The sequence below is a fragment of the Ralstonia mannitolilytica genome (assembly GCF_905397375.1).
GTDB classification, from domain to species: Bacteria; Pseudomonadota; Gammaproteobacteria; order Burkholderiales; family Burkholderiaceae; genus Ralstonia; species Ralstonia mannitolilytica.
This window is the reverse complement of record NZ_CAJPVG010000003.1, coordinates 67,368-80,306: the sequence shown is the minus strand read 5'-3', so window position 1 is coordinate 80,306 and position 12,939 is coordinate 67,368. Positions and strand designations below refer to the sequence as shown.

Sequence of the window (12,939 nt, the reverse complement as noted above, 5' to 3'; positions counted from 1 at the left end):
CGCGCCATGTAGAATGAGCGCCCTGCTCCAACCCACTGTAACGGCTTCTTCCGTGACCCCCGACGAATACTGCGCCGACAAGGCCGCCCCGCCCGGCAGCGACGTGTACTACAGCGTATTGTTTCTGTCGCCCGAGCGCCGCCGCGCAACCGTCGCGCTCGAAGCCGTGCGCCGCGAGCTGGAAGACGCCGTGCGCGATGCCAGCGATCCGTCGGTCGTGCAGACCAAGCTCCAGTGGTGGCGGCAGGAACTGGCGCGGCTGTTCGAGGGCCGCCCCGAGCACCCCGCCACGAAGGCGCTGCAGCCGTTCCTGAACACGTACGACATCGGCGCCGTGCACCTGGGCGAACTGCTGGCCGGCGTGGAAGCCGACGCCATGCAGAACCGCTATCTCGACTGGCCCAACCTGCGCCGCCATGGCGATCAGGTGGCAGGCGTGGCGGGCCGGCTGGCCGCGCGCATTGCAGGGCATACCCATGCGCGCACGCTGGAATTTGCGCGGCAGATGTCGCTGGCCGAGCAGCTCGTCCATTTCATCCGCAACCTCGGTGAAGATGTCCGGCACAACCGCATCTATATCCCCGTGGATGAATTGCAGCGTTTCAACGTGCCGGCCGCCGACCTGTTCAACCGCCGCTATGCAGAAGGCTTCAAGCCGCTGATGGCGTCCCAGGCCGAGCGCGCGCGTGCCACGTACAACGAAGCGCTCGCGGCGCTGCCAACCGAAGACCGCCGTGCGCAGCGCCCCGCGCTGATTCGCGGCGTGCTGGCCATGCGCTTGCTTGATGAAGTGGAGGCCGACGGCTTCCAGGTGCTCACGCAGCGGACCGACCTCACGCCGCTGCGCAAGCTGTGGCTTGCCTGGAAGACGCAGATCCGCGGCTGATCAGGCCTTGATCAGGTCGAGAGGCGCAAACCGGCCGGCCAGCACCGGCTGGGAATCCATGCCCCACCAGCGCTCCAACACCGTCGCGTAGAGCGAGCGGAAATCCACCGACGGATCGAGGTTGCCGCTGCCATCCAGCCGCTCCAGCACGGGCCCCTGGCCTGCCAGCCCGCCCTTCACGCGCCCGCCCGCCACGAAGTGCGCCGCGGCCGTGCCGTGGTCCGTCCCGCCGTTGAGGTTTTCGCGCGGACGTCGGCCGAACTCCGAGTACGTGACGACCAGCGTGTCGTTCCAGCGGCCCAGTTCGGTCAGGGCGCTCTTGAGCGAAGCGATGCCTTCGGCCAGTTGCCGCAGCAGATTCGCCTGCGTGCCTTGCTGGTTGGTGTGCGTATCGAAGCTGCCCAGCGACAGGCACACCACCGCAACGTCGGCACCGCCGTGACCAGGTGCGGCGACCACCTGCATCGCCGCCTTGATCGAATTGCCAAAGCCGCCGTCGGGAAAGCGCGTCTGGAACGCGTACTTGCCCGACTTCGGACGCAGCCCGTCGGCCGCCTTGACGATATCCGCCTCGACCTTCAGTACGTGCGCGAGCGTGGCGTTTCCGCGTGCGTTGGAGGGCATTGCCAGTTTGGCTTCGTTGAGAAAGGCGTCCGGACTGGCCAGCGCCACGGCGCGTGCGCCGCCATCCAGCGGGCCGAGGTCTGCGCTGCCGATGATCACGCCATCGGCGCCGAACGATGCGGGCACCGGTTTGACGGCGAAGGCGCGCGTAAGCCAGCCCTCGCGCAGATATTGGTCGGAGCGCGAGGCCGTGTCCCAGATCTCGATGGAGCGGAAATGCGAGAGATTCGGCTGCGGATACGACAACCCCTGCACCACACTGAGCTCACCCGCCTGCCACAGCGGCATCATGGCCTGCAGCGACGGATGCAGGCCGTAGCGGTCATCGAGCTGCAGCACCTGTTCGCGCTTGATGGCAATGCGCGGGCGCAGCGCATAGTACTGCGCGCTTGTGTACGGCACCACGGTGTTCAGCCCGTCGTTGCCGCCCTTGAGTTCGATGAGAATGAGCAGGTTGCCATAGCCTTTGCGACGATCTTCGCCCTGCGCGAAGACGATCCCGGGTGCAGTGCCACCAAGGCCGAGCATGGCGCCTGCTTTGAGAAAATCGCGACGTTTCATGATGTGTGCTCCTGCAGCGATGGCGCTACTTCAACTGGTAAGCCGGGTCCATCAGCAGCGTGCGCAGATACGCCGTGCCTGCCAGCTTGACGGGAATCGGCGCCGTCGGCTCGATCGGCAACACGGCCCGCTGAATGGAGATACGCGAGGTGAGCGGCGGCGGGTCGTCCGCATTCGCGCCGAACTGCGCAAGCCACGTGGCCGCGTTGAACGACACCATCGTCTGCGATTGCGCGAGCTTGAAGCGGCCTTCCTGCCCCATGCCCTTGAGGGCCTGGCCCAGGCCCTGCACCGCGCCGCCCTGGTTCAGCGCTTCACGCATGGAGGCCATCACCACGGCGGGCTTCTGTGCCTGCGCGGGCGCCTTCATCTCCGTCGAGCGGAAGAGCTGATCGAGAAACTGCTTGCGCCCCAGCAGCGTGTTGGAGTTGATCCACGCATCGCCGCCGGGCCAACCCTTGACGTTGGGCGGCGCCAGCAGATTCTGCCCAAGCTGCGCGGCCTTGATCGCAAACGGCGTCGGGTCGGAATACTGCACGTTGAATGCCTTGAGCGTGCCGACGATCATCTCGACCGGCGACTTCACCAGCGTCGCGCGCGACTGCGGCGCCCAGAACGCCGGGGTCATCAACAACTCGCGCAACGCGACCTTGATGTCGTAGCCGCTGGCGCGGAACGCATCGGCCACGCGCTGCACCTGCGCCGCATCCGGATCGGGCGAAACGAACTCGCGCCACAGCTTGGTGACGATAAACGTCGCTGTCTCGGGGCGAGACAGCAGGATGTCCAGCATCTGGTCGCCGTCGTAGTCGCCGCTCTGGCCGAACACCGTCTTCACGCCGGTGTCGTGGATCTGCGGCCGCCAGACATACGCAAAGTCGTGGTCGCGGTCGACGCTCCAGCCGGTATAGGCACGGGCAGCTTCCTTGATGTCCTGTTCGCTGTAATGGCCTTCACCCAGCGTGAAGAGCTCCATCACCTCGCGCGCGAAGTTCTCGTTGGGCTTGCCTTTGCGGCTCTGCGCGCCATCCAGGTAGATCAGCATCGCCGGGTCCTTGGCGACGGCATGGAGCATGGCGCCGAAGTTGCCGACCGCGTTCTGCCGCAGCAGCACGTTCTGTCGATACATCAACTGCGCAAACGGGACCTTCTGCGAGCTCGACACGAAATGGTTGTGCCAGAACAGCGTCATGCGCTCGGTCAGCGGTGACGGCGTCTGGATCATTTCGCCGAGCCACCATGCGCGCAGCTCGAGTTCGTGCGCCGCGTTGGTGCGTCTCGCAGCCTTGCGGGCGTCTTCGTCGGCGAGCTTGTCATAGGGAAGGATCGGCTCGTTCACCCACGCAGGCGGCGGCTGCGTGGCAACAGTGCCCGTCTGGGCGAGCACGCGATCGACGGCTTCGCGGTGCGTGAGCCCTGCGTAGGCGTCAAGCTCGCTTTCGGAAGGCGCAAAGCCGATGCGGGTCAGGAAGTAGCGCGCCTCGTCGCGATCGAGGCGCTGCTCCTCGGCGACGGCCGCCTTGACGTGCGTGGAATGCCGTTGCGGCTTGCCCTGCGCCGCCGCTTGCGTGGCCGGCAGGCAAAGAACGCTGGCGGCCAGCGCCACCCATAGTGCTGTGGTACGGATACGCATGTTGGTCCCCCGAATCGGCCCCATTGCCCTATTCTCTCGACGCCACGCAATTGCGTTGCGGTTGGGGGCAGCGACTTGCGCGCCGTTTCCCGCGCCGACCTACCCGCCGCGATGGTAAAGATCGCGCGTGACGTCGTAGATGTTCTGACGCAATTGCTTGCGTTCCTCGGGAGACAGCTTGCGCTGCGGACCTGGTCGATCGGCGTTCTCGCCACGGCGGTTTTCCATGGCGGCGGCACGTCGGCTGCGCTCTTCGCTGCCTCGGCCGTGCGCCTGCCCCTGCCCGCCCCTTTTCTCCGGTCCACCGGCCTGCATGGCATGTCCGCCGCCGAAAAAGCCGCCGAAGCCGCCAAAACCGCCGCGGTCGCCACGCGCGTGCGCCGGCAAGCCAGCCATGCACAGGCCGGCCGCACAAGCCAGCAGCACCAGATGCCGCCGAAATATTCCTGACCGAGTCGAAAAAGGGGATTGAGAAGCCACGTCCTTGTTGCTGGAAACCGATGCGCCATGCATCATTGCGCGACAATCGATAACAGGCAACCGCATTGCACGCCAGTCCCCTCCGCGGGGGTCGACAGACCCCAAACTGCTGCGAGGAACTGCCAAGGCAGTGTAGCCGCGCGTCCTGCGCCCTGTTCACGTGGGCCGGTAAATAATGTAACCGTCTGTTTCAATTGGGCTTTCACAGCGCCTCGGGCCCATGTTTTTGTCGTTACCATTAGCGCCATGGAAAATTCCAGTCATAAGATTCTCGTCGTGGACGACGACCCCCGCCTGCGTGACCTGCTGCGCCGCTACCTGGGGGAACAGGGCTTCACCGTGCTGGTGGCGGAAAACGCCACGGCCATGAACAAACTCTGGCTGCGCGAGCGCTTCGACTTGCTGGTGCTCGACCTGATGATGCCGGGCGAAGACGGCCTGTCGATCTGCCGCCGTTTGCGCGGTGCGAATGATCAGACGCCCATCATCATGCTCACCGCCAAGGGTGAAGACGTCGATCGCATCGTCGGCCTCGAAATGGGCGCCGACGACTACCTGCCCAAGCCGTTCAATCCGCGCGAACTGATCGCGCGCATCCACGCCGTGCTGCGCCGCCGCGGCCCGGCCGAGATTCCCGGCGCGCCGTCCGAAACGCCCGAGACCTTCGCATTTGGCGACTTTGTGCTGAACCTGGCAACGCGCACGCTCAAGAAGAACGACGAAGAGATCACGCTCACAACGGGCGAATTCTCCGTCCTGAAGGTGTTTGCACGCCATCCGCGCCAACCCCTATCGCGCGAGAAGCTCATGGAAATGGCGCGCGGCCGTGAATACGAAGTCTTCGACCGCAGCCTCGACGTGCAGATCTCGCGCCTGCGCAAGCTGATCGAACCGGATCCGAGCAACCCGCGCTTCATCCAGACGGTCTGGGGCCTGGGCTACGTGTTCATCCCCGACGGCGCCAAGTAAGACCGGCCTTCAACCCTTCATCCCCGCACCGACTTGCGCATCCCGCGTCCGGCCGCGTTGCGGCGTCTATTGATCAGTGTGTTCGGCTCGCTGTTCTGGCGGACCTTCATGCTGATCGCCCTGCTCATCGCGATCTCGCTGGGCGTGTGGTTCCAGAGCTTCCGCATTTTCGAGCGCGAGCCGCGCGCGCAGCAGATCGCCATGCAGGTGGTGAGCGTGGTCAAGCTCACGCGCGCGGCGCTGCTGTATTCCGACCCCACGCGCCGGCGCTTCCTGCTGCTCGACCTCGTACAGAACGAAGGCATCAAGGTCTACCCGCGTGAGCGCGAAGACGAATACCGCGAGCCGCATACCAACCCGTACCTCACGCAACTTGTGCAGCACGAGATCCGTAACCGGCTCGGCGCCGAGACGGTGATCGCCACGGCGGTCAACGACATCCCGGGCGTGTGGGTGAGCTTCCAGATCGAGGGCGACGATTACTGGGTCGCCATCAGTCCTGACCGCTTCGAGCGCGTGCCCGGCGTGCAATGGCTGTGGTGGTCGACGGCGGCGCTGGTGCTGTCGGTGCTGGGTGCGGCCTTCATTACGTCACGCGTGAACCAGCCGCTCAAGCGCCTGGCCGACACGGCGCGCGCCATCAGCGCCGGCGATGATCCAAAGCCGCTGCCCGAAGGCGGCGGCACCGAGGTGGCGCAGGCCAATCACAGCTTCAACCAGATGGTGCGTGACCTCAAGCAGTTGGAGGCAGACCGCGCCGTCATGCTGGCCGGCATTTCGCACGACCTGCGCACACCGCTCACGCGCCTGCGGCTGGAAACCGAGATGAGCCCGGTCGACGACCAGACACGCGAGCTTATGGTGGCCGACATCGAACAGATGGACGCCATCATCGGGCAGTTTCTCGACTACGCGCGCCCCAGCGGTGAAATGCTCGAAGCCGTGGACCTGACCGAGCTCGTGCGCGACACGGCGCCCGTCTATTCCGCGCACGACGACATCGACCTCACCCTCAAGCTGGCGCCCGAAGCCATCGCCCGCTGTAACCGGATGGAGACGCAGCGCATTCTCGACAACCTGATCGAAAATGCGCGCCGCTACGGCAAAACGCCCGGCACCGGCCGCGCGGAGATCACCGTCAGCACCGTGCTCCGGGGCAACGAAGTTGTGTTGTGCGTGGCCGATCGCGGTGCGGGCGTGCCGCCGGACCAGCTTGCCTTGCTCACTCGCCCGTTCTACCGGCTGGAATCTGCCCGCAGCGAAGCCAAGGGCGCCGGCCTGGGCATGTCGATCGTCAATCGCATCCTGCAGCGCAGCGGCGGTCGTCTGACCCTCGAGAACCGCACGCCGCCCGAGACCGGCCTCATCGTCTGCGCCTGCTACGCACGCGTCTGACGCCCTGGGCGCCGGGCACATCCCCTGCTTCCCCTGCCTGACATGTGCGGCCGCCCAGGCCGTACTGGCTGCGCTATGCGCGGCTTTGAGATTATCAATTGGCCGCCTGCCTGTTCATCGCCAATAATGCAGCCGCCACGCTGCGCGGCCTTGCCGGTCCATGCCGCAAGCTTCGCCTGCGCCCGCCCCCCGTTTGCCGCCCGGGTGTGAGCTCGTGCTTGCAAGCCCCTTTCCATTGCCGCACCCCTCCAGGAGAAGCCCATGAAGACCATTGGTGACAAGCTCGAACCGTTCAAGGTCGTCGGCGTCAAGCCGGGATTCAACAACCACGAGGAAAACGGCGAGTCGGCATTCGAAGGCATCACCGAGACCTCGTTCCCGGGCAAGTGGAAGGTCATCTTCTTCTATCCGAAAGACTTCACGTTCGTATGTCCGACCGAGATCGTGGCCTTTGCCAAGCTCAATCAGGACTTTGCCGACCGCGACACCATCGTGATGGGCGGCTCGACGGACAACGAATTCGTCAAACTCGCGTGGCGCCGCGAGCACAAGGATCTCAATAAGCTGAACCAGTGGTCGTTTGCCGACACGACCGGCGCGCTGATCGACCAGCTCGGCGTGCGCGAGCATGAAGCGGGCGTCGCATTGCGCGCGACGTTCATCGTCGACCCGGACAACGTGATCCAGCACGTTTCGGTCAACAACCTGAACGTGGGCCGCAACCCGGATGAGGTGCTGCGCATTCTCGACGGCCTGCAAACCGACGAGCTCTGCCCGTGCAACCGCGCCGTTGGCGGTGCCACGCTGTAACGGCCACGCGGCGCTGATCCGGTTCGAAGCCCGCCCTTGCGCGGGCTTTCTTTCTGGCTCCGCCGCGGCAGAAAGGAGATCCCCATGGAATTTCTGCAGACCATCAAGGGCCTGATTCCCGACTACGCGAAAGACATCCGGCTCAATCTCGACGGTACGATCGCGCGTTCCTCGCTGGAGGGCCCCGACGCGGTGGGCGTGGCATTGGCAGCGGCGTTTGCAGCCAGGAGCAAGGTGCTGGTGGACGTCATCCGCAACGCCGGCGTGCTGTCTCCGCAAGAGACCACCGGCGTGCTGACCGCGGCCGCGCTCATGGGCATGAACAACACGTGGTATCCGTTCGTTGAGATGGCCGACGACGCCGACCTGAAGACGCAGCGCGCGGAACTGCGCATGAATGCCTATGCCAGCCACGGCGGCATCGACAAGCGCCGCTTCGAGATGTATGCCCTGGCAGCGTCCATCGTCGGCAAGTGCCACTTCTGTGTCAGCTCACACTACAAGCTGCTCAAGGAGATCGGCATGACCACGCAGCAGTTGCGCGATGTAGGCCGCATTGCCTCGGTCGTCAACGCCGCGGCGGTCGTGATCGCCGCCGAATAGCGGCATGGCGCAGCGGGCGTGCAAATGACAACGGCAGCGCCGAGCGATCCGGGCTGCCGTCGGGCATGGCGTGCGGCGAGGCGCAAGCTCAGTCCTGCTCGGCGGCTTCCGCGCGATAGATGAGCACGACGGCCTGCGCGACGACGCCTTCCTCCTTGCCTTCAAAGCCGAGCTGTTCGTTCGTCTTTGCCTTGACGTTGCAGCGCTCGCGGGCGATGCCAAGGTCTTCGGCCAGGTTGGCGATCATGCCGGGCACGTGCGGAGCGAGCTTGGGCCTCTGCGCGATCACCGTCGCATCGACATTGCCGACGGCGTAGCCAGCGTGGCGCACGCGGCGCACGGCTTCACGAAGCAATACGCGGCTGTCGGCGCCGGCAAAGGCAGGATCGGTATCGGGAAAATGCCGGCCAATGTCACCGAGGCCGGCCGCGCCGAACAGCGCATCGGTAATCGCGTGCAGCAGCGCGTCGGCGTCGGAGTGGCCGAGCAGGCCGCGCGTGTGCGGAATCTCCACGCCGCCGAGGATGAGCTTGCGGCCCTCCACGAGCGCATGCACGTCGTAGCCCTGACCGATGCGGATGTCCATCCAGTTCATGCGTGTGGTCCTTTCTCTCAGTCGTGGCTGGCGTGCGCCAGGATGGCCTCGGCCAGCGCGAAATCGTCGGGATACGTCACCTTGAAGTTGCGCAGCGCGCCCGCCACCAGCAGCGGTTTGTGCCCGCAGGCTTCCATGGCGCTCGCCTCGTCGGTGACGATGCGGTGCTGCGCCAGCGCGTCACGCAAGGCGCGTTCCAGCAGGCCCAGCGGAAACATCTGCGGTGTCTGCGCCTGCCAGAGGCCCTCGCGCTGGATCGTGGCGTCGATATGCTGGGTGCCGTCGGCGCGCTTGAGCGTGTCGGCCACCGGCAGCGCGAGAATGCCGCCCGCCGCGTGCGCGCCCTCCGCCTCAACGGCCGCGATCAGACGCGCGACCAGCGCGGGCGTCAGGCCGGGGCGCGCGGCGTCGTGCACCAGCACCCAGTCGCCATCTTCTGCACCGAGACTTCGCAGCGCCGCCAGGCCATGCATGACCGACGCGTGGCGCGAATCGCCGCCGCAATCGACCTCCACCAGTCCGGGCACGTCGAAACCGCAGCCGGGAAACCGCTGCACGAGCGGCTCTGTGCCGGGTGTGGTAACGATCAGCACCGTATCGATTTCAGCGCTCGCCAGGAACGCCTGCGCGGTATGCCACAGCATCGGCCGCCCGGCGACCGATTGATACTGCTTTGGCAGATCGCCCCCGGCACGCGAGCCGGTACCCGCAGACGGAATCAGCGCAAAACGGCGTCGGCCAGGGCGGGAAGTCGTCATGAAGGGCGGAAGAATGGGACGTGGGCGCAGGATTTGCGTCGGTTTGGGCCCGTGCAAGCGCGCGGCTGGCGCGGATTTTATAATAGCGGTCAGCGTCACGACACCCCGCCTGCACATGCCGGCGGGGTGTCGTGCTTTGTCCTCCGATCTTGACGTCCCATGTCCGATTTCTCGCTTTCTGCCCTGCCCGTCGTCAAACCAGGCCAGCGCTTCCTCTTCAGCGGCCTGCAGGGCGCGGCGGACGCCCTGCTCCTGGCGCGCTATCTCGAACAGCATCGCGCTGCCGTGCCGATGCTGGCGGTGATCTGCGCCAATGCCGTCGATGCGCAGCGCCTGGCGGAAGAACTGCGCTGGTTTGCTCCGCAGGCCCGTGTGAAGCTGCTGCCGGACTGGGAGACGCTGCCGTACGACAATTTCTCGCCGCACCAGGACTTGATCTCCGAACGGCTGGCCACGCTGCACGATCTGCAGAATGGCGCGTGCGACATCCTGCTGGTGCCGGCATCGACGGCATTGCAGCGCATCGCTCCGCCGTCCTTTCTGGCGGCCTACACGTTCTTCTTCAAGAAGGGCGAAAAGCTGGACGAGGCGGCACTCAAGGCGCAGTTCACGCTGGCCGGCTACGAACACGTCAGCGCCGTCATGCGCCCCGGCGAATACTCGGTGCGCGGCGGCCTGATCGACCTGTTCCCGATGGGCTCGCCGCTGCCGTACCGGCTGGACCTGTTTGGCGACGAGATCGAGACCATCCGCGCGTTCGACCCCGACACGCAGCGCAGCCTCTACCCCGTGAACGAAGTGCGCCTGCTGCCCGGCCGTGAATTCCCGATGGACGAAGCGTCGCGCACGGCCTTCCGCGGCCGCTGGCGCGAGGTGTTCGAGGGCGACCCGACGCGCTCGCCGATCTACAAAGACATCGGCAACGGCGTGCCTTCGGCCGGCATCGAATACTACCTGCCGCTGTTCTTTGAAGAGACCGCCACGCTCTTCGACTATCTGCCGGGCGCCACGCACCTGGCCTTCGTGGGCGACATCGAAGGTGCGGTGCGCCGCTTCTGGGCCGACGCCACGCAGCGCTACAACTTCATGCGCCACGACCGCGAGCGGCCCTTGCTGCAGCCTTCGGCGCTGTACCTCGACGAAGAATCGTTCTTCGTGGCCGCCAAGCCGCATGCCCGTCTCGTGCTGCGCACCGAGCCCGGCGACGCGCCGCTGTCGCTGCCGCTGCCCAACGTGGCCGTCAACCGGCGTGCGGAAGATCCGCTCGTCAACCTCGAATCCTTCCTGATGCGCGGCAACTGCCGCGTGATGATCTGCGCCGAATCCGCCGGCCGCCGCGAGACGCTCGCGCAGATGCTCGCGGCCAGCGGCCTGCATCCGGAAGGCGTGGCCGATTTCGCCGACCTGCTCGCCGGCGACGCGAAGTTCGTCCTCGGCGTGGCGCCGCTTTACCAGGGGTTCATCCTCGGCGACGAGCGCATCGCCTTCATCACCGAAACCGAGCTGTACGCGCAAACCACGCGTCGCGCCGGCCGTCGCAAGCAGGAACAGGCCACCGCCGTCGATTCGATGGTGCGCGACCTGGCCGAACTGAAGATCGGCGACCCGGTGGTGCACAGCGAGCACGGCATCGGGCGCTACCAGGGCCTGGTGTCGGTGGACACGGGCAACGGCGAGGAGGAATTCCTCCACCTCGATTACGACAAGGGCAGCAAGCTGTACGTGCCGGTGCACCAGCTGCACGTGATCTCGCGCTACTCGGGCGCCGATCCGGAAACGGCGCCGCTGCACTCGCTGGGCTCGGGTCAGTGGGAAAAGGCCAAGCGCAAGGCGGCGCAGCAGATCCGCGACACGGCGGCCGAACTGCTGAACCTGTACGCACGCCGTGCAATGCGCCAGGGCTTTGCCTTCCCGCTTGCGCCGGAGGACTACGTCAAGTTTGCCGAGAGCTTCGGCTTTGAAGAAACGCCCGACCAGGCCGCCGCCATCGCTGCGGTGATCGGCGACATGACGTCTGGCAAGCCGATGGACCGACTCGTCTGCGGCGACGTCGGCTTCGGCAAGACGGAAGTCGCGCTGCGTGCCGCGTTTGTTGCGGTGATGGGCGGCAAGCAGGTGGCCATCCTCGCGCCGACCACGCTGCTGGCCGAACAGCATTACCAGACGCTCGTCGACCGCTTTGCCGACTGGCCGGTGCGCATTGCCGAGATTTCGCGTTTCAAGAACAAGAAAGAGATCGACGCCGCGATCGAAGCCATCAACGCCGGCACGATCGACATCGTGATCGGCACGCACAAGCTGCTCTCGCCTGATGTGAAGTTCAACCGCCTGGGGCTCGTCATCATCGACGAGGAACACCGCTTTGGCGTGCGTCAGAAAGAGGCGCTCAAGACGCTGCGCGCCGAGGTGGACGTGCTCACGCTCACGGCCACGCCAATCCCGCGTACGCTGGGCATGGCGCTCGAAGGCCTGCGCGATTTTTCGGTGATTGCGACCGCGCCGCAAAAGCGCCTGGCCATCAAGACGTTCCTGCGCCGCGAGGAAGACGGCGTGCTGCGCGAGGCCATCCTGCGCGAGTTGAAACGCGGCGGCCAGGTCTACTTCCTGCACAACGAGGTCGAGACCATCGAGAACAAGCGCGCCAAGCTGGAGGAACTGATTCCGGAAGCACGCGTGGCGGTCGCCCACGGCCAGATGCACGAGCGCGAACTCGAGCGCGTGATGCGCGATTTCGTGGCCCAGCGCGCCAACATCCTGCTGTGCACGACGATCATCGAAACCGGCATCGACGTGCCCACGGCCAACACGATCCTGATCCACCGCGCGGACAAGTTCGGCCTGGCGCAGCTGCACCAGCTGCGCGGCCGTGTCGGTCGCTCGCACCACCAGGCGTATGCGTACCTGCTGGTGCACGATGTGGACGGCCTGACCAAGCAGGCACAGCGCCGCCTGGAGGCAATCCAGCAGATGGAGGAGCTTGGCTCAGGCTTCTACCTGGCGATGCACGACCTGGAAATCCGCGGCGCCGGCGAGGTGCTCGGCGACAAGCAGTCTGGCGAGATCTCCGAGATCGGCTTCCAGCTTTACACGGACATGCTGAACCAGGCGGTGAAGTCGCTCAAGGCGGGCAAGGAGCCCGATCTGATGGCGCCACTGGCCGCCACCACCGAAATCAACCTCGGCACGCCTGCCCTGCTGCCCCAGGACTATTGCGGCGACGTACAGGAGCGCCTGTCGCTGTACAAGCGCCTGGCCAACTGCGAGAGCAGCGAGGCCATCGACAACATCCAGGAAGAGCTGATCGACCGCTTCGGCAAGCTGCCGCCGCAGGCGCAGTCGCTCATCGAGACGCATCGTCTGCGCATTGCCGCGCAGCCGCTGGGCATCCGCAAGATCGACACCGGCACGAACGCCGTCACGCTGCAGTTCGTGCCGAACCCGCCCATCGACGCCATCAAGATCATCGACCTCGTGCAGAAGAACCGGCAGATCAAGCTGGCCGGGCAGGACCGCCTGCGTATCGAGAACATCCCGGCCGAGACCGCTGCGCTCGCGCAGACCATTCGCCATGCCATGCGGCAATTGATGTGATCCGCTAGGATGCAGCGACGCGAACAAGGAAAAA

Annotated in this window: 11 protein-coding genes; 7 read left to right on the top strand and 4 right to left on the bottom strand. The window is 65.7% G+C overall.

What is annotated here, in order from left to right; genetic code table 11:
* Window positions 1–13: 13 nt before the first annotated feature.
* Window positions 14–886: a presqualene diphosphate synthase HpnD gene (hpnD, locus tag KHN96_RS08480; RefSeq protein ID WP_082062893.1), complete on the top strand. Its 873-nt coding sequence runs from the start codon at window positions 14–16 to the stop codon at window positions 884–886.
* On the opposite strand, the gene KHN96_RS08475 is transcribed toward hpnD, so the two are convergent.
* A complete protein-coding gene (locus tag KHN96_RS08475) occupies window positions 887–2,071 on the bottom strand; it encodes a DUF1501 domain-containing protein (RefSeq protein ID WP_045786919.1) in 1,185 nt (394 codons plus the stop codon).
* A 25-nt stretch (window positions 2,072–2,096) separates the two neighbouring features.
* Window positions 2,097–3,704, bottom strand: a complete 1,608-nt coding sequence (locus tag KHN96_RS08470; RefSeq protein ID WP_045786920.1) for a DUF1800 domain-containing protein — start codon at window positions 3,702–3,704, stop codon at window positions 2,097–2,099.
* Between the two features lie 75 nt (window positions 3,705–3,779).
* On the opposite strand from KHN96_RS08470, the gene KHN96_RS08465 reads away from it, so the two are divergent.
* The 5 genes from KHN96_RS08465 (at window position 3,780) to KHN96_RS08445 (ending at window position 7,961) form a co-directional block, all read left to right on the top strand.
* The gene (locus KHN96_RS08465; protein ID WP_181817396.1) at window positions 3,780–4,154 is read left to right on the top strand and encodes a hypothetical protein; all 375 of its coding nucleotides are present in this window, start codon (window positions 3,780–3,782) and stop codon (window positions 4,152–4,154) included.
* A gap of 276 nt (window positions 4,155–4,430) precedes the next feature.
* Window positions 4,431–5,153, top strand: coding sequence for an osmolarity response regulator transcription factor OmpR (gene ompR, locus KHN96_RS08460; RefSeq protein WP_045786922.1), 723 nt, complete (start codon window positions 4,431–4,433; stop codon window positions 5,151–5,153).
* 33 nt (window positions 5,154–5,186) lie between these two features.
* The gene (locus KHN96_RS08455) at window positions 5,187–6,548 is read left to right on the top strand and encodes an ATP-binding protein (protein ID WP_045786923.1); all 1,362 of its coding nucleotides are present in this window, start codon (window positions 5,187–5,189) and stop codon (window positions 6,546–6,548) included.
* 261 nt (window positions 6,549–6,809) lie between these two features.
* Entirely contained in the window at window positions 6,810–7,358 is a 549-nt protein-coding gene (locus KHN96_RS08450) for a peroxiredoxin (RefSeq protein ID WP_045786924.1), read from the top strand.
* Window positions 7,359–7,442: 84 nt separating this feature from the next.
* Window positions 7,443–7,961 (top strand): carboxymuconolactone decarboxylase family protein, encoded by a 519-nt coding sequence (locus KHN96_RS08445; protein ID WP_045786925.1) that lies wholly within the window; start codon window positions 7,443–7,445, stop codon window positions 7,959–7,961.
* Window positions 7,962–8,049: 88 nt separating this feature from the next.
* Here KHN96_RS08445 and ispF read toward each other — a convergent pair whose 3' ends face one another.
* On the bottom strand, window positions 8,050–8,556 hold the full coding sequence (gene ispF / locus KHN96_RS08440; protein WP_045786926.1) for a 2-C-methyl-D-erythritol 2,4-cyclodiphosphate synthase: 507 nt from the start codon (window positions 8,554–8,556) through the stop codon (window positions 8,050–8,052).
* 17 nt (window positions 8,557–8,573) lie between these two features.
* Complete coding sequence (gene ispD / locus KHN96_RS08435) at window positions 8,574–9,314, bottom strand: 2-C-methyl-D-erythritol 4-phosphate cytidylyltransferase (protein WP_045786927.1); 741 nt, start codon at window positions 9,312–9,314, stop codon at window positions 8,574–8,576.
* Window positions 9,315–9,473: 159 nt separating this feature from the next.
* On the opposite strand from ispD, the gene mfd reads away from it, so the two are divergent.
* Window positions 9,474–12,905: a transcription-repair coupling factor gene (mfd, locus tag KHN96_RS08430; protein WP_062738508.1), complete on the top strand. Its 3,432-nt coding sequence runs from the start codon at window positions 9,474–9,476 to the stop codon at window positions 12,903–12,905.
* Window positions 12,906–12,939 lie beyond the last annotated feature (34 nt).

Bases quoted from the DNA above. Each gene is read 5' to 3' on its own strand.
- hpnD (WP_082062893.1), top strand. From the start codon at position 14: ATGAGCGCCCTGCTCCAACCCACTGTAACGGCTTCTTCCGTGACCCCC.
- KHN96_RS08475 (WP_045786919.1), bottom strand. From the start codon at position 2,071: ATGAAACGTCGCGATTTTCTCAAAGCAGGCGCCATGCTCGGCCTTGGT.
- KHN96_RS08470 (WP_045786920.1), bottom strand. From the start codon at position 3,704: ATGCGTATCCGTACCACAGCACTATGGGTGGCGCTGGCCGCCAGCGTT.
- ompR (WP_045786922.1), top strand. From the start codon at position 4,431: ATGGAAAATTCCAGTCATAAGATTCTCGTCGTGGACGACGACCCCCGC.
- KHN96_RS08450 (WP_045786924.1), top strand. From the start codon at position 6,810: ATGAAGACCATTGGTGACAAGCTCGAACCGTTCAAGGTCGTCGGCGTC.
- KHN96_RS08445 (WP_045786925.1), top strand. From the start codon at position 7,443: ATGGAATTTCTGCAGACCATCAAGGGCCTGATTCCCGACTACGCGAAA.
- ispF (WP_045786926.1), bottom strand. From the start codon at position 8,556: ATGAACTGGATGGACATCCGCATCGGTCAGGGCTACGACGTGCATGCG.
- ispD (WP_045786927.1), bottom strand. From the start codon at position 9,314: ATGACGACTTCCCGCCCTGGCCGACGCCGTTTTGCGCTGATTCCGTCT.
- mfd (WP_062738508.1), top strand. From the start codon at position 9,474: ATGTCCGATTTCTCGCTTTCTGCCCTGCCCGTCGTCAAACCAGGCCAG.